The sequence below is a fragment of the Nocardioides sp. CFH 31398 genome (assembly GCF_022436705.1).
Lineage (GTDB): Bacteria > Actinomycetota > Actinomycetes > Propionibacteriales > Nocardioidaceae > Nocardioides.
Genome location: NZ_JAKUHT010000010.1, coordinates 87,018 through 109,568, shown reverse-complemented (window position 1 = coordinate 109,568; position 22,551 = coordinate 87,018). Strand labels below are relative to the sequence as shown.

Sequence of the window (22,551 nt, the reverse complement as noted above, 5' to 3'; positions counted from 1 at the left end):
CGACCCCGCTCAGGTGCGCAGACGTGCCGACTCGACCCCGCTCAGGTGCGCAGACGTGCCGACTCGGCGACCGTGCGCTGGCGGACGACGGCGGGGACGAGCAGCAGGGCGAGCGCTCCCCCGCCCAGCGACAGCACGGCGAAGCTGGTCGCGTCGACGACGAGCCCGGACAGGACGCCGCCGGAGGCGCCGGCGAGCGCGACGAGGACGTCCACGGTGCCCTGGGTGCGGGCGCGGCGCTCGGGGGTCGTCCCGTCGACGAGCAGCGCGGTGCCGCTGATGAGGCCCAGGTTCCAGCCGAGCCCCAGCAGCACGAGGGCCAGGACGAGAGTGGGCAGCGAGTCCGCCGGCGCCACGGCGGCCACGACGCCGGCGGCGAGCAGGACGGCGGCGGCCGCGACGGCCATCGGCAGGCGACCGACCCGGTCCACGAGGCGTCCGGTGACGAGCGACGGCAGGAACATCGCGGCGACGTGCAGCCCGATGACGAGGCCGACGTCGCCGAGGTCGTGGCCGTGCGCGCGCATGTGCACCGGGGTCATCGTCATGATCGCGACCATCGCCACCTGCGTCAGCACCATCACGGTGGCCCCCAGGCCGACGCCGCCGGGCAGGGCGACGACCGACGGGAGGTCGCGGTCGTGCGCCGGAGCCTCCGCCGCGGCGAGGCGGCGAGCCACGAGCAGCGGGTCGGGCCGGAGCAGGACGAGCAGCACCAGCCCGGCGGCGCCGTACGCCGCGCCGCCGAGCACGAACGGGCCGGTCAGCGGGGGCAGGCCCCAGGAGGCCGCGAGGGACCCCAGCAGGTCGACGGACGCCGGCCCGGCGACGGCCCCGAACGTGGTCGACACCATCGCGACCGAGATCGCCGTCCCCCGCTCGGAGGGGGCCGCGAGGTCGGTCCCGGCGTAGCGCGCCTGCAGGTTGGTGGCGGTCCCGGCGCCGTACACGAGCAGCGAGACCAGCAGCAGCGGCACGAGGTCGTGGACGGCGGCGAGCACGATGCCCGCCGCCCCGAGCGCGCCGGCGAGGAAGCCCCCGGCCAGGCCCACGCGGCGTCCGGCGCGCTGCGAGACCCGCCCGACCAGGTACGCCGCGAGCGCGCTGCCGAGCGTGAACAGCGCGACGGGCAGGCCCGCCGCACCGGTCCCGCCGAGCATGTCCTGGGCCAGCAGCGCCCCGACGGTGATGCCCGCCGCGAGCCCCGCACCGCCGAGCACCTGGGAGGCGACGACGACCCGCAGGGTGCGCCGCTGGACGGCGACCCGGTCGACGACGGTCGGGCTCACGGCCTGCGCGGTCCGGCTCAGCTGCCGACGAGGAAGGACACGACGGCGGCGACGCCGACGACCACGATGACGATCCGCAGGCCGAACGGCGGCAGCCGACGGCCCACCTTCGCGCCGATCTGCGCACCGATCACCGCGCCGACGCCGATGTAGAGGACGATCCACCAGTCGACGTACGGCTCGACGAGGAAGTGGACGGCGACGAACACGACGCCGGAGACGCCGTTCACGATCGCGGCGAGGACGTTCTTGACGCCGTTCAGGCGCTGCAGGTCCTCGTCGATGCCGATCCCCATCACGGCCATCAGCAGGACGCCCTGCGCGGCGCCGAAGTAGCCGCCGTACACGCCGGTGCCGAGGATCGAGGGCCACACCCACCAGCCGCCGTCCGCGGGCCGGTCGCCGGCGGTGCCCTTGGCCTCGTGACGCCGCGCGACCCACCGCGAGATGCGCGGCTGCGCGAGGACGAGGAGCACGCCCAGGACGATCAGGACCGGGACGATCGCGGCGAACGCGGACTCCGGGAGCGCCAGCAGCAGCGCCGCGCCCGCCACGCCGCCGAGGAACGACGCGAGGCCGAGCTTGAGGATGCGCCGCCGCTGGCCGGCCAGCTCGCGGCGGTAGCCGATCGCCCCCGAGATCGATCCGGGCACGAGCCCGATCGAGTTCGAGACGTTGGCCGTGACCGGCGGGACGCCGAACGCGATCAGCGTGGGGAAGGTGATGAGGGTCCCGGACCCGACGACCGTGTTGATGAGGCCGGCGCCCATCCCCGCGAGGACGATCGCGGCGATCTCCGCGGGGCTCACGGGGTGCCGGGTGCCTCCGGCTCGGCGGAGCCCGACGACGCACCCGGGGTCGCCGCCCGCTGGGCCTCGGCGATCGCGGCGCGCACGTCGGCCTGGGCCTCCGAGAGCGACTCGTCGGCCTCGGTCTCCTTGGCCAGCGAGGGGGTGCTCGTGTCCACGCGGACACGCGGGCCGCCGACGTCGTCCGGGATGCCCCGCATGCTGTTCATGGTCGACCCCAGGCCCTCGAGGGCCTTGGTGATCTCGCTGGGCACGATCCACACCTTGTTGGCGTCGCCCTCGGCGATCTTCGGCATCATCTGGAGGTACTGGTAGGCCAGGAGCGACTGGTCCGGGTTGCCGTCGTGGATCGCCTGGAAGACGGTCTGGATGGCCTGCCCCTCACCCTGCGCCCGCAGGATGGACGACTCGCGCTCGGCCTGGGCCCGCAGGATGGCGGCCTCGCGCTCGCCCTCCGCGGTGAGGATGGCGGACTGCTTGCTGCCCTCGGCGGTGAGGATCGCCGACTGGCGCTGGCCCTCGGCGGTGAGGATCAGGGCGCGCTTGTCGCGGTCGGCGCGCATCTGCTTCTCCATCGAGTCCTTGATGGACGGCGGCGGGTCGATGCCCTTGATCTCCACGCGGCCGACCCGGATGCCCCACTTGCCCGTCGCCTCGTCGAGGACGCCGCGCAGCCCGCCGTTGATCGAGTCGCGGCTGGTGAGGGTGTCCTCCAGCGTCATGCCGCCGACGATGTTGCGCAGCGTCGTCATCGTCAGCTGCTCGACCGCCTGGATGTAGTCCCCGATCTCGTACGTCGCCGCCACGGGGTCGGTGACCCGGAAGTAGATGACGGTGTCGATCGAGACCGTCAGGTTGTCCTCGGTGATCACCGGCTGGGGCGGGAACGACACGACCCGCTCGCGGAGGTCGATGAGGTACCGCACGCGGTCGATGAACGGGACGATCAGCTTCAGGCCCGGGTCCAGGGTCCCCTGGTACTTGCCGAAGCGTTCGACGATCCCGGCACGCGCCTGCGGCACGATCTTGACGGTCTTGGCCAGCACCGCGACCGCGAGGAGCGCGATCAGGACCAGCAGGACGAGAACGGTGACGCTCACGGGTTCCCCCTCGGGATCGAGTGCGGCCAGGCTAGCGACGGTCTAGGACTCCAGGCGCGGCACCGGGTGCACGTACGCCGTCGCGCCCCGGATCTCGAACACCTCGACCGTCTCGCCCGGCGCGATCGTCAGGTGCTCGTCGTACGGCGCGGCCGACCAGATCTCGCCGTCCAGCTTGACCCGCCCGGGCGCGGTCGCGGTGATCTCCTCGGTGACCAGGGCCCGGCTGCCGACGAGCCGCGTGTGCCCGTGACGCAGCTCGGGCCCCTGGTGGAGCCGCTTGAGGACCGAGGGGCGGACCAGCGCCAGCATGGCCACCGAGACGAGGGCGGCGGAGATGACCTGCAGCTCGACGCCGAGCCCGGCGAGGGCGGCGACCATCCCGGCCATGGCCCCGACGGCGAGCATGAGCAGGATCAGCTCGGTCCCGAGGACCTCGGCGATCGCCAGCAGGGCGCCCAGGCCCAGCCACGCCTGCCAGGGCTCGAAGTCCATGCCCCGACCCTAGCCGTGGCCCCTGGTCAGGTGGGTGACCTCGATCCGGTCGACGGCGACGCCCCACCGCTGGCACGCCTCGGCGAGGACCTCGCGCACGCCCTCGGCGAGGGCGCCGCTGCCGACGAGCACCTCCTCGACCCCGACGGCGCCCACGTGGTTCCGCGCGCTGACGACCGCGAGCTGCTCGACGCCCTCGGCGACGCGCACGATCTCGGTGACCGCGGCCACGGGGTCCTTGACGGTCCAGGCCAGCCGCAGGCCGAGCGAGACCGTGGCTCCGTCGCGGTCCACGGCGGTGAACACCGGGACCTGCCGGACCTGAGGACCGGCGTCGACCACCCCGACGTACCGGTCGAGGCCCGGGACCAGCCAGTGGCGCCCCGGCGGCAGCAGGCGGGGGCGACCGCGTCGCTGCACGACGCCGACCATGCCCTCCCGGACCCGCACGCCGACTCTCGCGTCAGCGGTGCCGCGTGCGACGCCGCGCGGCCCAGCGGCCGTCGACGTGGTCGAGCACCAACGGCATCCCGAAGGTCGCTGACAGCGACTCGGCCGTGAGGACCTCCTCGATGGGGCCCTCCTCCACGACCTTGCCCTGCCGCAGGAGCAGCGCGTGGGTGAACCCGGGCGGGATCTCCTCGACGTGGTGCGACACCAGCACCGTCGCCGGCGACTCGGGGTCGTAGGCGAGCGTGGACAGGGTGGAGACGAGGTCCTCCCGGCCGCCCAGGTCGAGGCCGGCGGCGGGCTCGTCGAGCAGCAGCAGCTCGGGGTCGGTCATCAGGGCCCGCGCGACCATGACCCGCTTCCGCTCACCCTCGGAGAGGGTCCCGAACGTGCGGTCCGCCAGGTGGACGACGCCCACCTCGCGCAGCAGGTCGTCGGCCCGGCCGTGGTCGAGGTCGTCGTACGCCTCCCGCCAGCGGCCCACCACGCCGTACGACGCGGACAGGACGAGGTCACGGACGGTCTCGCCGCGCGGCACCCGCTCGGCGAGCGCGGCGCTGGTGAGGCCGATGCGGGGCCGCAGCTCGAAGACGTCCACACGGCCGATCAGCTCGCCGAGCACGCCGACGTAACCCGACGTGGGGTGCATCTGGGCGGCGGCGACCTGCATGAGCGTGGTCTTGCCGGCACCGTTCGGGCCGAGGATCACCCACCGCTCGCCGTCCTTGACGACCCAGGTCACGCCGTCCAGCAGGGTGGCGCTCCCGCGCCGCACGACCACGTCTGCGAGCTCGAGGACGGCGGGCATGCGACGACCCTAGCGACTCCCCCGCCCCGTCCGGCCGCGCCCGTCGTAGCCTGGCGGGTCGTGGACGCAGGACTCCCCGACGCAGGCCGCCTCGCGTGGTGGCTCACGGCCTGGTTGCGCGGCGACGCCGCGGGCGACGACGCCCTCGCGGGCATCACCGGCGACGACGCGGCGCACCGCGTGGCGGGGCTGCCCGGCCACGACGAGCCGGTCGGCTGGGCGCTCGCCGTCGGCGCGCTGCGCTCGGCGGGGGCCGAGGAGGCCGGTCTGGCGCTCCCGACGGAGGGCGACCCGGTCGGGCTCGGCGGGCCGCGGGCCTTCAACGACGCGGCGCTCGAGGCCGGGGAGGCAGTCGTCCTCGGTCCCCTGCTGCCGGGCCAGGACGGCTGGGGGCTCGTCCCCGAGCGCGTCGGTCGCGGCGTGCTGTGGACGGCTTACCCGGCGCGGCGCCGTCAGGTGCCGGACGTCGGGGAGGCCGACCGCGCCCTGCGGCAGGCGCTGACCCTCGGCGCGACGGCGCTGGCCGACCTCGACGTGGCCGCCTGGCGCCCCGAGGTGGCCGACGAGCTGATGGACCTGCGGCGCACGGTCGCCGCCGAGCCGGTCCCCGGGGTGCCCCCGCGCTGCGTCGAGCTGGCCGGCCGGGCGATGCGCGTGCTCGGGATCGTCGACCTCGCGCTGGTCGATGACGGCGGCGCCCGGACGGCGGCCGAGGTGGCCGCCCGGCGCGAGGCGCTGGACCCGCTGGCCCGGGCGGGCCGCCGCGGCCTGGTCGCCGCCTGCTCGCCCGAGGGCTGGCCGCGGTAGGCGTGCCCTAGATTCCTCCGTGATGAGCGACGCCCACCCCGAGACGCTGCTGGTCACGCTCACCGGTCGTGACCGCCCCGGGGTGACCGCCACCCTGCTCGCCACGCTGGCCCAAGCCGGTGTCGAGGTCGTCGACGTCGAGCAGGTCATCCTGCGGCGTCGACTCATCCTCGGTCTGCTGGTGACGGTGCCGTCCGACCTCGAGGCGCTCGAGGCCCGCGTGGGGCAGGCGGCGTCCGAGCTCGACATGCAGGTCGAGCTGGAGCGTGGCACCGGCGACAACTCGTCGCGACCGGCCGGGCGGTCCCACGTGACCGTGATCGGTGCGCCGCTCCTGGCGACCGCGATGGCCGAGATCACCGCCGTCATCGCCGACGCGGGCGCCAACATCGACCGCATCGAGCGCATGGCCCGCTACCCGGTCACGGCCATCGACCTGCACGTGTCCGGCGCGGACCCCGAGCAGCTGCGGACGACGCTCGCCGAGGAGTCCGCCCGCCTCGGCGTCGACCTCGCCGTCCAGCCCGCCGGCCTCCAGCGCCGCGGCATGCGTCTGATCGTCATGGACGTCGACTCCACGCTCGTCCAGGGCGAGGTCATCGAGATGCTCGCCGCCCACGCCGGCTGCGCCGACGAGGTGGCCGAGGTCACCGAGCGCGCGATGCGCGGCGAGATCGACTTCGCCCAGTCGCTGCACGAGCGGGTCGCCCGCCTCGAGGGCGTCCCGGCGTCCGCGCTCGACGAGGTGTACGCCGACCTCCGCCTCGCCCGCGGCGCCCGCACGATGGTCCGCACCCTGCGCCGCCTCGGCTACCGGTTCGCCATCGTCTCCGGCGGCTTCAGCCAGGTCACCGACCGCCTCGCCGCCGACCTCGGCATCGACTTCGCCCGCGCCAACGAGCTCGAGATCGTCGACGGCCGCCTCACCGGCCGCATCGTCGGGGACGTCGTCGACCGGGCCGCCAAGGCCCGCGCGCTGCGGGAGTTCGCCCGGGAGGCCGGGGTCAGCGAGGGCGCCACGGTCGCCATCGGCGACGGCGCCAACGACCTCGACATGCTCGCAGCGGCGGGCCTGGGCATCGCCTACAACGCCAAGCCCGCCGTCCGTCGCGCCGCCGAGGTCAGCGTGAACGTGCCCTACCTCGACACCATCGTCTACCTGCTCGGCATCACCCGTGAGGAGGTCGAGGCCGCCGACGCGGCCGACGCCGCCGACGCCGCCGACGCCGCCGACGCCGACGGCGCCACCTGATGAGCCGGCACGTTCTCGAGGTGGGAGGACGCGCCGACTCGACGTCCTAGCCCCGGCCGACGTGGACCGCGCGGACGGTGGCGGTGCCGGGCGCGAGGTCGGTCCAGGAGCCCTCGAACGTCAGCACGGTCGCCGCGGACGTCGGGTAGCTCGACGCGATCGCGCCACGGGCGGCCGCGTCCCCCTCGCCGTCGTCCAGCCAGACCGCCAGGGCGTGCATGGTCGGGTTGTGCCCGACCACGACCGCGGTGGTCGCGTCGTCGTCGAACTCGCGGACCTGCTGGAGCACCACGGCCTCGTCGGCGAGGTAGAGGCTGCGGGTCAGCCGCGGGCGGCAGGTCCAGCCCGCGGCCGCAGCGACGGCGTCCCAGGTCTCGTCGGTCCGCTGCGCCGCCGAGACCAGGCCCGCGTCGGGCACGACGCCCTGCTCCGCGAGCCAGGAGCCGAGGTCGGCGGCGTCCACCCGGCCGCGATCGGCCAGCCGCCGCTCGAAGTCCGTCGGGGCCTGGCGCTCCGCCTTCGCGTGCCGCACGACGACCAGGGTCCGGGAGGCCATGGTCACACCCTAGGGTGATCGCCATGTCCCGCGGACCCCTGATGATCATCGGCGGCGCCGAGGACAAGCTGCGCGGTCGCGCCATCCTCAAGGCCTTCGTCGCCGCGGCGGGCGGCCCGGACGCCCGGATCGCCGTGATCCCCACCGCCTCGTCGCTCGGCCCCGAGATCGTCGAGGTGTACGACGCGCTGTTCCGGCGCGAGGGCGCCGGCGAGGTCGTCGCCGTGCGCCCGGAGTCCCGCGAGGCGGCCGGCGACCCCGAGCTGGTCCGCCGCCTGGACGAGGCGACCGGCGTGTTCATGACCGGCGGCAACCAGCTGAAGCTGTCCGCCACCGTGTGCGGCACGCCCGTGGGCGACGCGATCGTCGCGGCCCACGAGCGGGGCGCCGTCGTGGCGGGCACGTCGGCGGGGGCCAGCATCCAGTCCAGCCACATGGTCGCCTTCGGCGGACCGGGCTCGACCCCGAAGCAGCGGATGACCCAGGTCGCCGCCGGGCTCGGACTGCTCGACGCGAGCGTCATCGACCAGCACTTCGACCAGCGCAACCGCTACGGGCGCCTGCTCATGATCACCGCGCAGTCGCCGCAGCTGCTCGGGATCGGCGTCGACGAGGACACCGCCGCGATCGTCGAGACCGAGCCCGGCGACCCCGAGGCCGCCGAGGCCGGCGAGGGCGTCGAGGCCGTCGAGGGCCGTCAGGTCCTGCGCGTCCTCGGCAAGGGCGCGGTGACGATCTTCGACCCCTCCCGCATCGTCACCAACGCCTACGAGGCCAAGCGCAGCGCCACCATCCTCGCCAGCGGCGTGGTGCTGCACGTGCTGCCGCAGGGCTCGGCCTTCGACCTGACCAGCCGCACGCTCGTGCCCCGGGAGACCCGCGTCAGCGCCGAGGACGCCGCCGAGCTCGCCGAGGCCGGCAACGACCTGCGGAAGATGGCGCGCGACATCGCCGCCGACGACGTCTCCCCCACCACGCTGCGCCGCCGCAAGGCCCGCGCCGCCCGCCGTACCGAGACCAGGCCAGCCGAGCAGTCCAGCGCCGAGCAGAGGAGCGAGCAGGCATGACCGAGCGCCCGACCCCTGACCTGACCATCGTCGAGACCCGGGTCTACCGCGGCCCGAACGTCTGGTCCTACGACCGGGCCATCCACCTCGTGGTGGACCTGGGGGTGCTCGAGGAGTACCCGAGCAACACGCTGCCGGGCTTCACCGACAACCTCGTCGAGATGCTGCCGGGCCTGCGCGAGCACACCTGCTCGCGTCGCAAGCGCGGCGGCTTCGTCGAGCGGCTCCACGAGGGGACCTGGCTCGGTCACGTCGCCGAGCACTGCGCCCTGGCGCTGCAGCAGGTGGTCGGCCACGACATCCGCCGCGGCAAGACCCGCATGGTCAAGGGCCACCCCGGCCGCTACAACGTCATCTTCGGCTACGCCGACGAGCAGGTCGGGCTCGCCGCGGGCCGGCTCGCCGTCCGGCTCGTCAACCACCTCGTCGAGGCCGACCCCGAGTTCGACTGGGACGTCGAGCTCGACGACTTCATCCGCCGCGCGCAGCGCACCGCCTTCGGCCCCTCGACGCAGGCGATCATCGACGAGGCCGTCTCCCGCGACATCCCGTGGATCCGGCTGAACCAGTACTCGCTGGTCCAGCTCGGCCAGGGCGTCCACGCCAAGCGCATCCGCGCCACGATGACCTCGGAGACCTCGGCCATCGCCGTCGACGTCGCCTCCGACAAGGACCTCACCACGAAGCTGCTCGGGGCGGCGGGCCTCCCCGTGCCCAAGCAGGACTCGGTCCGCACCGCCGAGCAGGCCGTCCGCGTCGCCGACCGCATCGGCTACCCGGTCGTGGTCAAGCCCCTCGACGGCAACCACGGTCGCGGCGTGTGCCTCGACCTCCAGGACGCCGACGAGGTCCGCGGTGCCTTCGAGATCGCCAAGGGCGAGTCGCGGCGCGGCTGGATCGTCGTCGAGTCGTTCATCACCGGCAAGGACTACCGCTGCCTGATCATCGACGGCCGCATGGTGGCCGTCGCCGAGCGCGTCCCCGCCTCCGTCACCGGGGACGGCGTCAGCAGCGTCGAGCAGCTCGTCGACACCGCAAACGCCGACCCGCGCCGCGGGGTCGGCCACGAGAAGGTCCTCACCCGCATCAAGGTGGACGGCGCGGCCGTCGAGCTGGTCCGCGAGCAGGGCTACGAGATGTCCGACGTCCCGGACGAGGGCGCGACCGTGAAGCTGGCGCTGACCGGCAACATGTCGACCGGCGGCATCTCCATCGACCGCACCTTCGAGGCCCACCCGGAGAACGTCGAGATCGCCGAGGAGGCGGCCCGGATGGTCGGGCTGGACATCGCCGGCATCGACTTCATCTGCCCCGACATCACCGCGCCGGTCCGCGAGGCCGGCGGCGCGATCTGCGAGGTCAACGCCGCCCCGGGCTTCCGGATGCACACCCACCCGACCATCGGCGAGCCGCAGTTCATCTCGAAGCCCGTGGTGGACATGCTCTTCCCGCCCGGCGCGCCGTCGCGCATCCCGATTGTCGCCGTCACCGGCACGAACGGGAAGACGACGACGTCGCGGATGATCTCCCACATCTTCAAGGGGATGGGTCGCAAGGTCGGCATGACCTCGACCGACGGCGTCGTCATCGACGAGCGCTTGGTGATCCGCGCCGACGCGTCCGGGCCGCGCTCGGCGCGGATGGTGCTGCAAAACCCCCGCGTCGACATGGCCGTCTTCGAGGTCGCCCGCGGCGGCATCCTGCGCGAGGGCCTCGGCTACGAGCGCAACGACGTCGCCGTCGTCATCAACGTGCAGCCCGACCACCTCGGCCTGCGCGGCGTCGACACCGTCGAGCAGCTCGCCGACGTGAAGTCCGTGCTCGTCGAGGCCGTGCCGCGCAACGGCGCCGCCGTCCTCAACGCCGACGACCCGCTGGTGGCCGACATGCGCCGCAAGTGCTCCGGCGAGGTCGTCTGGTTCTCGATGTCGGAGCCGGGCAGCGAGACGCGCGACATGATCGACGCCCACTGCCGCCGCGGCGGCAAGGCGCTGGTCCTCGAGCCGTCCGAGCGCGGCGAGATGATCGTCGTCAAGCACGGCCGTCGTGACATGCAGCTCGCCTGGACCCACCTGCTGCCCGCCACCTTCGGCGGCCGCGCCCGCATGAACGTCCAGAACACCCTCGCCGCGGCCGCGGCGGCGTTCGCCCAGGGCGCGCCGCTGCACGACATCCGCCAGGGCCTGCGGACGTTCTCGACGAGCTACTACCTCTCCCCCGGCCGCCTCAACGAGGTCGAGGTCTCCGGCGTCAGCGTCATCGTCGACTACTGCCACAACGCGCCGGGCATGGCGATGCTCGGCGACTTCGTCGACCGCGTGGGCGACGCGATGGCCGCGAACGCCGCCGACCGGCCCTCACGCATCGGCATCATCGCCACCGCCGGCGACCGCCGCGACGACGACATGCGCGAGCTCGGCCGCATCGCCGCCCGCCACTTCGACGTCGTCATCGTCCGCGAGGACGAGGGCCTGCGGGGTCGCGAGCGCGGCGAGGTCGCCGGGTTCGTCGTCGAGGGCGTCCGCGAGGCGATGGCGGACGGCGCGCGCTGTCGGCAGGTCGAGGAGGTCCTCGACGAGATCGAGGCCGTCCGCCACGCGATGGGCCGCGCCAACCGCGGCGACCTCGTCGTGGTGTGCGTCGACAAGCACGCCGCCGTGATGTCGGAGCTCGAGAACTGGTCGAACCAGGCGTACGCCGGCTCCGGGGCGTCCGAGGACGCTCCCGGAGCCGACCCGGACTACGTGCCCAGCGCGGCGGAGTAGGGCCGCTACCGCTCCTCGAGCGCCGCGCGCACGAGGCGGATGGTCTGGGTGACCATGGCCGCCCGCCGCTGCTCGTAGGCCTCGTCGGTCAGCCTGTCCCCGGCGGGCACACCGAGGACGGGGGTGTGCACGTGGCCGCCGACGTTCCAGCTGCGCACGCCGTCGCGCAGCAGGGTCGCGCGGTAGGCGATCTCGTTCGAGAGGTAGTCACCGGGGCCGCCGGCGACGGCGAGGAACCCGGGCGTGGGCCCGTCGGTCGTCGTCCGCTCCTCGCCGGTGGCGGGGTCCTTCTCGGTGATCTCGTGGTTGACCACCACCTCGTAGTCGCCGGTGTCACGGGCGGCCATCGCGTCCATCGGCAGGTCGCTGAGGGTGAACTGCGGCTGCGGGCGGACGGTCGGGTAGCCCTCGGGGATCGGGACGAGCCCGGTCCGCTCGACGTTCTCGTTGTCCGCGAAGCCACCCCGGTTGGCGCCGTTCCACACCTCGAGGTCGAACCGGTCGGGGCGGCCCTGGCTGACGGTGACGAGGGCGTCCAGGCCCTGCGGTCCCCGCTGCACGTACGGCGCCAGCGTGCGCTCGACCTCACCGGCGGCGAAGTCGTCCCAGCGGACGGGGAACATGGCCGTCTCGATGCGCACCGGGCCGTCGGCGGTGCGGATCGTCCGCCCGTCGAGGGCGAGGGCGACGGCGCCGGAGGGGTTGCCGATGCGGGTGTCCGCGTCCAGCGTGAAGGGGTCGAACCCGGTGACGACCACCTTGGTCGCGCGGCGCTCGGTGGGGACGTCGAGGGTGTCCTGGCCGCGGCTGGTGGTCTCGAGCCGGTCGGTCAGCCCGGCCACGGGCTCGTCCTGGGCGGCACCCCACTGCGCCAGCACGCGGGTCATCGACACCCGCGCCCAGTAGAGCGGCCGGTCGTCGCCACCGGGGAGGTTCCCGCGGACCCGCTCACGGCCCTGGGCGCGGTCGGTGGCCCAGGTCCACAGGTCGCGCCCGTGGTCGCGGACCACGCGGCGTGCCTCGGCCCGGTCGCCGGCGGCGCACAGGTCGCCGGTGAACGCCTCGACGCGCTCGCCGGCGCGGCTGCGCCGCAGGACCGCCTGCGGCGCCGGCCGGTCGACGCGCGCCTGCTCGACGGTCGGCTCGACCGAGGTGTCCAGGCAGCCGGGGGGTGCCGGGGGTGCGGCCGTGGCGGCCGTGCCGGCGGCCCCGAGGCCGGTGGTGCCGGCGAGGAGGGAGGTGAGGAGGAGCAGGGTCGGCCGCGAGGGGCCCCGAGAGTTGGCCATGCCCCGTTCTACCCGGTCTGCGCCTCCGGTGCTGCGGCGGCCCTGACCTTGGCGGCGAGCTCCCCGGGTCCGTCGGACGTCGCGCCGACGGAGGCCAGCCAGTCGTAGACCTCCTGCCGCTCGGCGTGGCACATGAGGCCGACGACGTCGTCCGGGCCGGCCTGGTCGACCAGGGCCTGCAACGACGCCAGCTCCGTCGGGTACGACGGCACATCGGTGACACCGACCCGCTCGGCGCCGGCACGCATCAGCACCTCGAGCTCCTCCGTCGTCCGACCCCGCAGGTAGCGCTCCTTGTGCCCGATGACCAGGACGTCGGAGTCGCGTGCGCCGATCTCGGCGAGCTTGTCGATGAGCTCGTCGGTCCGGTCGCCCACCACCCCGAGACCCAGCAGCAGGCGCCCACCGGGACGGCGCACCCCGGCCATGATCTCGAGGAGCGCCTCGAGCCCGGCCTCGTTGTGGGCGAGGTCGACGACGACGGTCGGGCCCCGCCCGTCGGGCCCGGGCACGCTGAACGTGTTCATGCGGCCCGGGTTGTGCTCGGCGTCCGGCAGGAAGGTCCGCAGGCCCTCGACGACGGAGGCACGGTCGAGGCCGATGGCCAGGCCGGCTGACGCGGCGGCGAGCGCGTTCTCGACGTTGAAGCGGGACAGCCCGGCCAGGGTCATCGGCACGTCGACCAGCTCGACCAGGGGGTCGGCGTCGGCGTCGGCGGCCAGCACGCTGATCCAGCCGTCGATCACCGTCGTGGCGCGACCGTTGTCGGCGAGGACGTCGCGCACCGCCGGCGAGTCGGCGTCGCGGGAGAACACCCACGGCCGCGCGCGGGTGACCTGGCGCATCGCGAGCACCCGCGGGTCGTCGCCGTTGAGGACGGCCCAGCCGTCGGGGCGGGTGATGCGCGGGACGACGGACTTCACCTCGGCCAGCTGGTCGACGGTGTCGATCCCGTGCAGGCCGAGGTGGTCGGCGGTGACGTTGGTGACCACGGAGACGTCGTTGCGGGTCAGCCCGATGCCCTTGAGCAGGATGCCGCCGCGGGCGGTCTCGGTGACGGCCAGCTGGACCTCGGGGTGGGCCAGCACCCGTCCCGCGCCGCTCGGGCCGGAGTAGTCGCCGGACTCGACCATCACGCCGTCCACGTAGACGCCGTCGGTGTTGGACCAGCCGACGAGCCGGCCGTCGACGCGGCCCATGTGCGCGACCCAGCGCGAGGTGGTGGTCTTGCCGTTGGTGCCGGTGACCGCCACGACCGGGACGCGGGGCGTCAGGGTCCGCGGCCGTTCCCCCGCCTCGCTGGCCGCGACCGTGGCGGCGGCCCGCTCCACGAGGGTCTCGGGGTCGGCGCCGTCACCGGTGCCCGACGCGTGCTGCTGCAGCGCGTCCAGGACGTCGGCCACCGCGCGCCCCATCGTCTGGGCGCGCTCTCGGTGCCGCCACGGGTAGGCGACGACCAGCCGGTCGGGCTCGGCCGTCGCCCGGACGCGCACGGCGAGGCGGTTGGTGCCCGCCTCGGCGGCCAGGGAGCGGACCAGGCGCGCGAGCGCCCGCGCCACGAACCGCTGGCGGAAGCCCGACCCGGGCTCGCCGGGACGGCTGGTGGGCATGCCGATGCGGGCCGCGAAGCGGCGTGCGGTCTCGACGGGCAGGTCGCTCAGCCCACCGACGTCCAGGGTCAGCTTGACGGCCGCCCGCGGGAAGTAGAGGTTCGGCCCCTCGAGGACGCGGAGCTCGACGAGTGAGGTCACGGCGTGACGCTACTGGTCAGGCTCCGATCGCGTGGAAGCCCCCGTCGACGTGGACGATCTCCCCGGTCGTCGCCGGGAACAGGTCGGACAGCAGGGCGCAGACCGCGCGGGCGGTCGGGCCCTGGTCGCCGTTGTCCCAGCCCAGCGGCGCGCGCTCGTCCCAGGTCGCCTCGAGCTTCTCGAAGCCGGGGATGGCCTTGGCGGCGAGGGTCTTGAGGGGGCCCGCGGAGACGAGGTTCACGCGGACGCCCTCCGGGCCGAGGGTGCGGGCGAGGTAGCGGGAGGTGGACTCGAGCGCGGCCTTGGCCACGCCCATCCAGTCGTACGCCGGCCACGCCGTCGTGGCGTCGAAGGTGAGCCCGACGACCGACGAGCCCTCACCGAGGAGGGGCCGCGCGGCCTGGGTCAGGGACTTCAGCGAGTACGCCGACACCTGGACCGCCTGCGCGACGTCCTCCCAGGGACCGGTCATGAAGTCGCCGCCGAGCAGGGTCTCGGGGTTGCCGAAGGCGATGGAGTGCACGAGCCCGTCGAGGCGCTCCACGCCGTGGCCGCGCAGCGTCTCGGCCAGGCCGTCGAGGTGCGTGTCGTCGGTGACGTCGAGCTCGAGGACCACCGGTTCGACCGGGAGCCGCTTCGCGATGCGCCGGGTGATCCCGAGCGCGCGCCCGAAGTTGGAGATCAGGACGGTCGCGCCCTGCTCCTGCGCGAACCGGGCGGTCGCGAAGCCGATGGAGGAGTCCATCGTCACGCCCGCGACCAGGATCGTCTTGCCGTCCAGGATGCCCATGGCTGTCTCCTACTCGTCGGGGTCCGTGCGGGGTCAGTGGCCCATGCCGAGGCCGCCGTCGACGGGGATCACGGCCCCCGAGACGTACGCCGCGGCGTCCGAGGCCAACCAGGTCACCGTGCCGGCGACCTCCTCGGGCGCGGCGAACCGGCCCAGCGGGATCTGCTGCTTGTACGCCGCCTGCTGCTCCTCCGGCAGACCCGCCGTCATGTCGGTCTCGACGTAGCCGGGGGCGACGACGTTCGTCGTGATCGACCGGCTGCCCAGCTCGCGGGTCAGCGACCGCGCGATGCCGATGAGGCCGGCCTTCGACGCGGCGTAGTTGACCTGGCCGGGCGAGCCCAGCAGCGCGACCACGGACGACATCAGCACGATGCGTCCGCGGCGGAGCCGGAGCATGCCCTTCGACGCCCGCTTCACGAGCCGGAAGGTCGCGGTGAGGTTGGTGTCGATGACGCCGGCCCACTGCTCCTCGCTCATGCGCAGCAGCAGCGTGTCGTCGGTGATGCCCGCGTTGGCGACCAGCACCTCGACCGGGCCCTGCTTCTCCTCGATCTCCGCGAACGCCGCCTCGACGGCCGCCGGGTCGGTCAGGTCGCACACGAGGTCGAGCGCACCCTCGGGCCCGCCGCCGCCGCGCGAGGTGACCGCGACCTGGTCGCCCTGGGCGAGGAAGGCCTCGGCCACCGCGCGCCCGATCCCGCGGCTGCCTCCGGTCACCAGCACTGATCTGCTCACGAGCGGTGACGCTAGCGACTACCGGCGGGTAAGGGAGAACCGGACGTGCGGGCGGCCGTGCTCCTCACCGGGTCTCGACCCGCGGATGCGACCTCGTTCCTCGGTCGCACGCTCGCTCGACCTGACCGGCGTCGCACCTTCGCAGGCTCAGGTGCGGCCGGTCAGTCGTCCTCGAGGCGGAACCCCAGCTTGAGCCCGACCTGGAAGTGGTCGACCTGGCCGTCGATCACGTGGCCGCGGACCTGGGTGACCTCGAACCAGTCGACGTGACGCAGGGTCTGGCTGGCGCGCTCGACGGCGTTGCGGATCGCCTGGTCGATGCCGTCCGGGGAGGTGCCGACGACCTCGGAGATGCGGTAGGTGCGGTTGGTCATCTCAGACCTCTCTGATGGGTACCGGGAGTGCTGGGTGCAGCGACAGTACCCAGGACCTGCGACGTAAGGTGGGCGAGTGACCGGGCACGGCGACAAGCAGCGTGGCAAGCGCGACGGCCGGCAGTCGGCGGTACGCATCACCACCGCGGCCGACGATCCCCGCGAGGACCAGAAGCGGCGCCAGAAGCGCTACCTCTACTCGATGAGCCTCCGCACGATCTGCTTCATCGGCGCGCTCGTCGTCGGTGACAACATCTTCCGCTGGATCCTCGTCGCCGGGGCGGTGTTCCTGCCCTACATCGCCGTCGTCCTCGCCAACGCGGCGTTCCGGCGCGACGACGACTTCCGCATGGCGCCGGTCGACCCGCAGCTGCAGCAGCTGACCGCCGGCGAGCCCGCCCGCCGGGCCTCCTGACCGGGTCGTCCTCCACGGCCCTGTCCGGGTTTCGTTGGCAGCCGCGGCACCGCGTGCCACACTGACGTCGCCCGGCTCGGTCTCCCCCGTCCGAGTCGGGCCGACGATGCCGGACGGCCTCCCCCGTGGTCGTCCGGCATCGTGCTGTGACGACCGCCCCGACCTCCCCGAGAGCGTGCAATGACCGAGCCGACGACCGAGCCGACGACCGAGCGGCCCGGTCCTGCGACCCCGCGGTGCTCGGCGCGCGGGTGCACGGCGGACGCCGTGTGGGCGCTGCGGTGGAACAACCCGCGGATCCACACCCCGGAGCGGCGCAAGGTGTGGCTGGCGTGCGACGAGCACCGCTCGACACTCGGTGACTTCCTCACCGCCCGCGGGTTCCTCAAGGAGGTCCGGCCGCACTCCGCGACCGACGAGGACGACTGAGCCGGACGGGGGTCAGCCCCCGATGGCGGACATCGGCCGGTCGGGCTGCAGGAACGACGGGTCGTCGATGCCGTGGCCCGCGGCCTTGCCCCACATCGCCGTCCGCCAGCGCTCGGCGATCTCCTCGTCGGAGGCGCCGCCGCGCAGGGACGCGCGCAGGTCGGACTCCTCGCGCGCGAACAGGCAGGTCCGCACCTGGCCGTCGGCCGTGAGCCGGACCCGGTCGCAGGCGCCGCAGAACGGGCGGGTGACCGACGCGATGATGCCGACCGTGCCGGGGCCGCCGTCCACGGTGAACAGCTCGGCGGGCGCGCTCCCGCGGGGCTCCTCGGCGGCGGTCAGCGTGAACGACCGCTCGAGCAGCGCGAGGGTCTCCTCGGCGGTCACCATGCGCTCGCGGCTCCAGCCGTGCTGGGCGTCGAGCGGCATCTGCTCGATGAAGCGGAGCTCGTAGCCCTCGCCGAGGGCCCAGGCGAGCAGCTCGGCTGCCTGGTCCTCGTTGTGCCCGCGCAGCAGGACGGCGTTGACCTTGACCGGGCCGAGCCCGGCGTCGCGGGCGGCGGCCAGGCCGGCGATCACGTCGTCCAGGCGGTCCCGGAGCGTGATCTGGGCGAAGGTGTCGCGCCGGATCGTGTCGAGGCTGGCGTTGACCCGGGTGAGGCCCGCCTCCTTGAGGGCGTGCGCCGTGCGCGCGAGGCCGAGGGCGTTGGTGGTGATGGACTGCTCGAGGTCCGGGTGCGCCTCGTGCACGCGACGGACGATGTCCATGAGCCCGCGCCGCACGAGCGGCTCGCCACCGGTGAATCGGACCTCCTCGACCCCGAGGCGGCTGACGCCGATGTCGACGAGGCGGACCACCTCGTCGTCGGTCAGCACCTGGTCCGTGGGCAACCAGTCGAGCCCCTCCGGCGGCATGCAGTACGAGCAGCGCAGGTTGCACCGGTCCGTGAGCGAGACCCGGAGGTCGGTCGCGACACGGCCGTACCGGTCGGCGAGCGGGAGGGGAAGCATCTGTCCAGCCTACGTGGCACAGGCCACTCCTCGGGTGCCCGGATAGCCTGTGGACGTGGGTTCCTTCCGCTTCCTCCTCTCGCGGCGGTGGGTGCTGTTCTTCGTGGTGGTCGTGCTCCTCGCGTGGCTGGCCTACCTGCTGGGCGAGTGGCAGTTCCACCGCCTCGACGAGCGCCGCGACCGCAACGCGGTGATCGAGCGCAACGAGGTGGCCCCGCCCGCGGCGCCCGACGAGGTCATGCCCGTCGGCGGCGACGTCGCCGCCTCCGACCAGTGGCGTCGCGTCGAGGCCACCGGCACCTACGTGCCCGAGGACACCGTGATCGTCCGCTACCGGACCCGTGACGGCATGCCCGGCGCGGACGTCGTCGTCCCGCTCGAGACCGCCGCCGGTCCGTCCCTGCTGGTGGACCGGGGCTGGGTGCCCACCGGCAACAGCGGCGCCACCCCCACGGAGGTGCCGGCCCCGCCGACCGGCGAGGTCACCGTCGTCGGCTGGGCCCGCACCGACGCCACGGACTCCACCACGGTCACCGACCAGTCCACCCGCGCCATCTCCAGCGAGGAGATCGGACCCGCCCTCGACCGTGAGGTGTACGGCGGGTTCGTCGACCTGGAGTCCGAGGACCCGGCGCCGGCCGCGGCGCCGGACCCCAACGGGCTGCCCGAGCTCAGCGAGGGCCCGCACTTCTTCTACGGCCTGCAGTGGTGGTTCTTCGGCCTGCTCGCGATCTTCGGCCTGGTGTACCTCGCGTACGACGAGTGGCGCGGCCCGCGCCCCGGTCGGCGTGGCGTCAAGGGGTCGAGGCCGGCGAAGGCTCCTGAGGCCGACGACGCGGACCGCGACGGCGAGGGCGCCAGGGAACCGATCGGCACCCGACCCTCGTCCTGAGGGTGTGGAGGAACGACAGCGAGCGGCGTACGCGGCGTTCGTGGACGGCCAGTGGCGACGCCTCGTGCAGGCGGGGGTGCTGCTCGGCCTCGACCGGCACGCCGCTGAGGACCTCGCACAGTCGACCCTCGTCCGCTGCTACGTGAAGTGGCCGCGGGTACGAGCAGGACGGCGCCGCGCTCTCGTTCGGCCCCCTCGCCTCCGAGGCGATGGCCTGCCGGCACTCGGTCCCGCTGCTCACCCGCCTCGACGACGTCGCGGGCGTGGACGACATGGGGCGGGGGGTCGTGCTCGTGGACGGGTCCGGCGAGCCCGTGGCCCGTCTCCACCGCGTCCCCCCGACGCCCGCCGAGGGGCCGCCCCTCGAGGGGAGGTGGTCCGTCGAGGCGCTGGTCGGCAGCGACGGTCGCGGTCTCCTGTCCGAGCGGGCGGCGCGGCCCGCCGTCCGGTTCACCCCGGGTCCGTGGCCCGGCGAGGGCGTCGTCGACGGGCGGACGTACTGCAACGTGGTCGAGGGCTCCTACCGTCAGGACGGCGAGCGCCTGCGGATCACGTCCCGCATCCCGGGGCCGGTCAGCCTGTGCGTCGACGTCGCGCTGACCGACCGGCTCGATCGGGTGCGGCACGTCACCAGCTCCCGCGGCGGTGATCGGCTCACCCTGCACGCGCGGAGCTGGATGATCATCGCCGTCCTCGACCGCGCCCCGGATCGCCTTCCGGACTAGAGCGACCGCAGCATCCCGCCGTCCACCGGCAGCGAGACGCCGGTGACGAACGACGCCGCCGGCGAGAGCAGGAACGCGGCGACGCGGCCGAACTCGGCCGGGTCGCCGTACCGGCCGAGCGGGATGGTGGCCAGCGCGCGCTCGCGGGCGGCCTCGGCGTCGCCGGTCGACTCGTCCAGCTCGGCGACCCGCTCGGTGCCGACGCGGCCCGGCAGAAGGCTGTTCACGCGGACCCCACGCGGCGCGACCTCGTCCGCGAGCTGCTTCGCGACCATCGCGAGGCCCGGACGGAGCCCGTTGCTGATCGCCATGCCCGGCAGCGGCGCCCGCACGCTCGACGACAGCACCAGCGCAAGGGCGCCGCCGTCCTCGAGCTCCGTGGCGATCGTCCGGGCGACCCGGACGCCGCCGAGGAAGACCGACTCGAAGGAGCGGGACCAGTCCTCGTCCGAGGTGCCGAGCACCGAGCCGGGCGGGGGCCCGCCCACGCTGACCAGGGCGCCGTCCAGGCCGCCGAACAGCTCGCGGGCGGCGTCGACCAGACGCCGCGGGGTCCCCGGATCGGCGTTGTCGGCGACGACGGTGGCGCAGGCGTCCCCGAGCGCGTCGCTCGCCGCCCGGAGGGTGGTCTCGCTGCGCCCGGAGAGGACGACGCGCGCTCCCTCCCCCACCAGCACGTCGGCGGTGGCGCGGCCGAGACCCCGCGCACCGCCGGTCACCACGAACACCTTGTCCCGCAGACCCAGGTCCATGCCCGACAGGATGACCGATCGGTGTCGCCGAGCGACACCGGACGGTCACTCAGGCGCCGGCGGGGGCCGTGTCGTCGACGAACTGCGTGGCGTGGAGCTGGGCGTAGAGGCCGCCGCGCTCGAGGAGCTCGGCGTGGGTGCCCGACTGGACGACGCGGCCGTGTTCGAGGACGACGATCAGGTCCGCGTGGCGCACCGTCGAGAGGCGGTGGGCGATGACGAGGGAGGTCCGGCCCTCCAGGGCGGCGTCGAGGGCGCGCTGGACGGCGCGCTCGGACTCGCCGTCGAGGTGGGCGGTCGCCTCGTCGAGGACGACGATCGGCGGGGCCTTCAGCAGCAGCCGGGCGATGGCGAGACGCTGGCGCTCTCCGCCGGACAGGCGGTAGCCCCGGTCACCCACCACCGTGTCGAGGCCCTCGGGCAGCGAGCCGACGAGCTCGGCGACCTGGGCGGCCTCGAGGGCGTGCCAGACGTCCTCCTCGGTCGCGTCGGGGCGGGCGTACCGCATGTTGTCGAGGATCGTCTCGTGGAACATGTGGGCGTCCTGGGTCACGTACCCCACGGTGTCCTCGAGCGACTGGAGCGTCACGTCGCGGACGTCGTGCCCGCCGACCCGCACGGCGCCGGACTGGACGTCGTACAGGCGCGCGAGGAGGTGGGTGATCGTCGACTTGCCGGCACCGGAGGGTCCGACGAGCGCGACCATCTGGCCGGGCTCGACGCGCAGCGAGACGTCGTGCAGGACGGGACCGTGCTCGGCCTCCTCCGTCCGGGCGACGCCCTCCAGCGATGCAAGGGAGACCTCCGAGGCGCGGGGGTAGGTGAACGCGACGTGGTCGAGCTCGACGCCGGAGGCGCCGGGCGGCAGCGCGACGGCGTCCTGCTTCTCCGTCACCATCGAGGGCAGGTCGAGGACCTCGAAGACGCGCTCGAAGCTGACCAGCGCGGTCATGACGTCGATCCGGACGTTGGCGAGGCCCTGCAGCGGCCCGAGCAGGCGCAGCAGCAGCGTGGCGAGTGCGCCGAGGGTGCCGATGGTCACCGCCTCGTTGAGGGCGAGGTGGCCGCCGACGCCGTAGACCAGGGCCGTCGCGAGGGCGGGCACCGTCATCATCGCGGCGCCGAAGATGCGCGTCAGCAGCGTGATGCGGACGCCGAGGTCACGGACCTGGGCCGCCTTGCCGGCGAACGCCTCGTCCTCCTCCTCGCGGCGCCCGAACAGCTTCAGCAGCATCGCGCCGCCGACGTTGAACCGCTCGGTCATCACGTTGCCGAGCTGGGCGTTGGCCTCCATCTGCTGGCGGGTCAGGCCGGCGAGACGCGTGCCGACCCAGCGGGAGACGAAGAACAGCAGCGGGAAGGTGGCGAGGCACAGCAGTGTGACCTGCCAGCTCAGCGCGACCATGGTGATGCCGACGACCACCACCGCGATGATGTTGGAGACGGTCCCGGACAGCGTCGAGGTGAAGGCCCGCTGCGCCCCGATCACGTCGTTGTTGAGCCGGGAGACGAGGGCACCGGTCTGCGTCCGGGTGAAGAACGCCAGCGACTGGCGCTGCACGTGGCCGAAGACCCTGGTGCGCAGGTCGAAGATGAGGCCCTCGCCGATCCGCGACGACAACCAGCCCATGCCGACGCTCAGCAGGGCGCTCAGGAGCGCGGTGCCGACCATCCCGAGGGCCAGCAGCGTCACCAGCGTCCCGTCGCCGCCGAGGATGCCGTCGTCGATGATGTACTTCACGAGCAGCGGCGTGACGACCAGCAGGCCGGCGTCCACGACGGTCAGTGCGAGGAACATGCTGATCAGCCGCTTGTGCGGCACGGCGAAGCGCAGGACCCGCCGCAACGTGTCCCGCTTGAGCCCCTGGCTGACCGCCGAGCGGTCCGTGCGGAGGTGGCGCCAGGCCATGCCCGCTCCGGTCATCCCCGACATCGCCCACCTCCTCGTCCGTACCGGCGCGCCGTGCGCCCAGCCCCGGTCCAACACCGG

Annotated in this window: 23 protein-coding genes; 8 read left to right on the top strand and 15 right to left on the bottom strand. The window is 73.9% G+C overall.

Going from position 1 to position 22,551, the window contains the following annotated elements; genetic code table 11:
- Positions 1–41: 41 nt before the first annotated feature.
- Genes MJ876_RS09655 through MJ876_RS09630 form a run of 6 tightly spaced genes read right to left on the bottom strand, consistent with a single transcriptional unit; the run spans position 42 to position 4,951 of the window.
- Positions 42–1,289 carry an MFS transporter gene (locus tag MJ876_RS09655; RefSeq protein ID WP_240236063.1) on the bottom strand — a complete coding sequence of 416 codons (1,248 nt, stop codon included), beginning with the start codon at positions 1,287–1,289 and terminating at the stop codon, positions 42–44.
- Between the two features lie 17 nt (positions 1,290–1,306).
- Positions 1,307–2,098 carry a sulfite exporter TauE/SafE family protein gene (locus MJ876_RS09650; RefSeq protein ID WP_240236062.1) on the bottom strand — a complete coding sequence of 264 codons (792 nt, stop codon included), beginning with the start codon at positions 2,096–2,098 and terminating at the stop codon, positions 1,307–1,309.
- Positions 2,095–3,198, bottom strand: coding sequence for an SPFH domain-containing protein (locus MJ876_RS09645; RefSeq protein WP_240236061.1), 1,104 nt, complete (start codon positions 3,196–3,198; stop codon positions 2,095–2,097). Before MJ876_RS09645 ends, MJ876_RS09650 begins: the two co-directional genes overlap by 4 nt.
- Positions 3,199–3,240: 42 nt before the next feature.
- Positions 3,241–3,693, bottom strand: a complete 453-nt coding sequence (locus MJ876_RS09640) for an NfeD family protein (RefSeq protein ID WP_240236060.1) — start codon at positions 3,691–3,693, stop codon at positions 3,241–3,243.
- 9 nt (positions 3,694–3,702) lie between these two features.
- Complete coding sequence (locus tag MJ876_RS09635; protein WP_240236059.1) at positions 3,703–4,143, bottom strand: SPFH domain-containing protein; 441 nt, start codon at positions 4,141–4,143, stop codon at positions 3,703–3,705.
- 13 nt (positions 4,144–4,156) lie between these two features.
- Entirely contained in the window at positions 4,157–4,951 is a 795-nt protein-coding gene (locus tag MJ876_RS09630) for an ABC transporter ATP-binding protein (RefSeq protein ID WP_240236058.1), read from the bottom strand.
- 60 nt (positions 4,952–5,011) lie between these two features.
- Here MJ876_RS09630 and MJ876_RS09625 point away from each other — a divergent pair, with 60 nt between their 5' ends.
- Both MJ876_RS09625 and serB read left to right on the top strand, forming a co-directional pair.
- Positions 5,012–5,758, top strand: coding sequence for a hypothetical protein (locus MJ876_RS09625; protein ID WP_240236057.1), 747 nt, complete (start codon positions 5,012–5,014; stop codon positions 5,756–5,758).
- Positions 5,759–5,780: 22 nt separating this feature from the next.
- Positions 5,781–7,010, top strand: coding sequence for a phosphoserine phosphatase SerB (serB, locus tag MJ876_RS09620; RefSeq protein WP_240236056.1), 1,230 nt, complete (start codon positions 5,781–5,783; stop codon positions 7,008–7,010).
- Positions 7,011–7,056: 46 nt separating this feature from the next.
- Here the strand turns inward: serB and MJ876_RS09615 are convergent, their stop codons facing one another.
- Positions 7,057–7,566, bottom strand: a complete 510-nt coding sequence (locus tag MJ876_RS09615; RefSeq protein ID WP_240236055.1) for a histidine phosphatase family protein — start codon at positions 7,564–7,566, stop codon at positions 7,057–7,059.
- Between the two features lie 23 nt (positions 7,567–7,589).
- On the opposite strand from MJ876_RS09615, the gene MJ876_RS09610 reads away from it, so the two are divergent.
- Complete coding sequence (locus MJ876_RS09610; RefSeq protein ID WP_240236054.1) at positions 7,590–8,633, top strand: cyanophycinase; 1,044 nt, start codon at positions 7,590–7,592, stop codon at positions 8,631–8,633.
- Positions 8,630–11,398 carry a cyanophycin synthetase gene (cphA, locus tag MJ876_RS09605; protein WP_240236053.1) on the top strand — a complete coding sequence of 923 codons (2,769 nt, stop codon included), beginning with the start codon at positions 8,630–8,632 and terminating at the stop codon, positions 11,396–11,398. The genes MJ876_RS09610 and cphA overlap by 4 nt, the downstream gene beginning before the upstream one ends.
- Before the next feature lie 5 nt (positions 11,399–11,403).
- Here cphA and MJ876_RS09600 read toward each other — a convergent pair whose 3' ends face one another.
- The 5 genes from MJ876_RS09600 to MJ876_RS09580 all read right to left on the bottom strand — a co-directional run bounded on the left by MJ876_RS09600 (position 11,404) and on the right by MJ876_RS09580 (position 16,337).
- On the bottom strand, positions 11,404–12,684 hold the full coding sequence (locus MJ876_RS09600; protein WP_240236052.1) for a hypothetical protein: 1,281 nt from the start codon (positions 12,682–12,684) through the stop codon (positions 11,404–11,406).
- A gap of 8 nt (positions 12,685–12,692) precedes the next feature.
- The gene (locus MJ876_RS09595) at positions 12,693–14,435 is read right to left on the bottom strand and encodes a Mur ligase family protein (protein ID WP_308192585.1); all 1,743 of its coding nucleotides are present in this window, start codon (positions 14,433–14,435) and stop codon (positions 12,693–12,695) included.
- A gap of 16 nt (positions 14,436–14,451) precedes the next feature.
- Complete coding sequence (gene fabI, locus MJ876_RS09590) at positions 14,452–15,225, bottom strand: enoyl-ACP reductase FabI (RefSeq protein ID WP_240236051.1); 774 nt, start codon at positions 15,223–15,225, stop codon at positions 14,452–14,454.
- A gap of 33 nt (positions 15,226–15,258) precedes the next feature.
- Entirely contained in the window at positions 15,259–15,963 is a 705-nt protein-coding gene (gene fabG, locus MJ876_RS09585; protein WP_240236050.1) for a 3-oxoacyl-ACP reductase FabG, read from the bottom strand.
- A 161-nt stretch (positions 15,964–16,124) separates the two neighbouring features.
- Positions 16,125–16,337 carry a dodecin gene (locus MJ876_RS09580; protein WP_240236049.1) on the bottom strand — a complete coding sequence of 71 codons (213 nt, stop codon included), beginning with the start codon at positions 16,335–16,337 and terminating at the stop codon, positions 16,125–16,127.
- A 76-nt stretch (positions 16,338–16,413) separates the two neighbouring features.
- Between MJ876_RS09580 and MJ876_RS09575 the strand changes: the two genes are divergently transcribed.
- The gene (locus MJ876_RS09575; RefSeq protein WP_240236048.1) at positions 16,414–16,752 is read left to right on the top strand and encodes a DUF3099 domain-containing protein; all 339 of its coding nucleotides are present in this window, start codon (positions 16,414–16,416) and stop codon (positions 16,750–16,752) included.
- Positions 16,753–16,932: 180 nt separating this feature from the next.
- Entirely contained in the window at positions 16,933–17,181 is a 249-nt protein-coding gene (locus MJ876_RS09570) for a hypothetical protein (protein ID WP_240236047.1), read from the top strand.
- A 12-nt stretch (positions 17,182–17,193) separates the two neighbouring features.
- Here MJ876_RS09570 and moaA read toward each other — a convergent pair whose 3' ends face one another.
- Positions 17,194–18,192: a GTP 3',8-cyclase MoaA gene (moaA, locus tag MJ876_RS09565; protein WP_240236046.1), complete on the bottom strand. Its 999-nt coding sequence runs from the start codon at positions 18,190–18,192 to the stop codon at positions 17,194–17,196.
- Positions 18,193–18,247: 55 nt separating this feature from the next.
- Here moaA and MJ876_RS09560 point away from each other — a divergent pair, with 55 nt between their 5' ends.
- Entirely contained in the window at positions 18,248–19,084 is an 837-nt protein-coding gene (locus MJ876_RS09560) for an SURF1 family protein (RefSeq protein ID WP_240236045.1), read from the top strand.
- Between the two features lie 209 nt (positions 19,085–19,293).
- Complete coding sequence (locus tag MJ876_RS09555; protein WP_240236044.1) at positions 19,294–19,809, top strand: META domain-containing protein; 516 nt, start codon at positions 19,294–19,296, stop codon at positions 19,807–19,809.
- Here MJ876_RS09555 and MJ876_RS09550 read toward each other — a convergent pair.
- Both MJ876_RS09550 and MJ876_RS09545 read right to left on the bottom strand, forming a co-directional pair.
- Positions 19,806–20,561 carry an SDR family oxidoreductase gene (locus tag MJ876_RS09550; protein ID WP_240236043.1) on the bottom strand — a complete coding sequence of 252 codons (756 nt, stop codon included), beginning with the start codon at positions 20,559–20,561 and terminating at the stop codon, positions 19,806–19,808. The genes MJ876_RS09555 and MJ876_RS09550 overlap by 4 nt on opposite strands.
- Before the next feature lie 49 nt (positions 20,562–20,610).
- Positions 20,611–22,494: an ABC transporter ATP-binding protein gene (locus tag MJ876_RS09545; protein ID WP_240236042.1), complete on the bottom strand. Its 1,884-nt coding sequence runs from the start codon at positions 22,492–22,494 to the stop codon at positions 20,611–20,613.
- Between the last annotated feature and the right edge of the window lie 57 nt (positions 22,495–22,551).

Coding starts and splice junctions, on each gene's coding strand:
- cphA (WP_240236053.1), top strand. CDS start 8,630: ATGACCGAGCGCCCGACCCCTGACCTGACCATCGTCGAGACCCGGGTC.
- moaA (WP_240236046.1), bottom strand. CDS start 18,192: ATGCTTCCCCTCCCGCTCGCCGACCGGTACGGCCGTGTCGCGACCGAC.
- MJ876_RS09550 (WP_240236043.1), bottom strand. CDS start 20,561: ATGGACCTGGGTCTGCGGGACAAGGTGTTCGTGGTGACCGGCGGTGCG.
- MJ876_RS09570 (WP_240236047.1), top strand. CDS start 16,933: ATGACCGAGCCGACGACCGAGCCGACGACCGAGCGGCCCGGTCCTGCG.
- MJ876_RS09615 (WP_240236055.1), bottom strand. CDS start 7,566: ATGGCCTCCCGGACCCTGGTCGTCGTGCGGCACGCGAAGGCGGAGCGC.
- MJ876_RS09630 (WP_240236058.1), bottom strand. CDS start 4,951: ATGCCCGCCGTCCTCGAGCTCGCAGACGTGGTCGTGCGGCGCGGGAGC.
- MJ876_RS09610 (WP_240236054.1), top strand. CDS start 7,590: ATGTCCCGCGGACCCCTGATGATCATCGGCGGCGCCGAGGACAAGCTG.
- serB (WP_240236056.1), top strand. CDS start 5,781: ATGAGCGACGCCCACCCCGAGACGCTGCTGGTCACGCTCACCGGTCGT.
- MJ876_RS09580 (WP_240236049.1), bottom strand. CDS start 16,337: ATGACCAACCGCACCTACCGCATCTCCGAGGTCGTCGGCACCTCCCCG.
- MJ876_RS09545 (WP_240236042.1), bottom strand. CDS start 22,494: ATGTCGGGGATGACCGGAGCGGGCATGGCCTGGCGCCACCTCCGCACG.
- fabI (WP_240236051.1), bottom strand. CDS start 15,225: ATGGGCATCCTGGACGGCAAGACGATCCTGGTCGCGGGCGTGACGATG.
- MJ876_RS09600 (WP_240236052.1), bottom strand. CDS start 12,684: ATGGCCAACTCTCGGGGCCCCTCGCGGCCGACCCTGCTCCTCCTCACC.
- MJ876_RS09640 (WP_240236060.1), bottom strand. CDS start 3,693: ATGGACTTCGAGCCCTGGCAGGCGTGGCTGGGCCTGGGCGCCCTGCTG.
- MJ876_RS09555 (WP_240236044.1), top strand. CDS start 19,294: ATGGCCTGCCGGCACTCGGTCCCGCTGCTCACCCGCCTCGACGACGTC.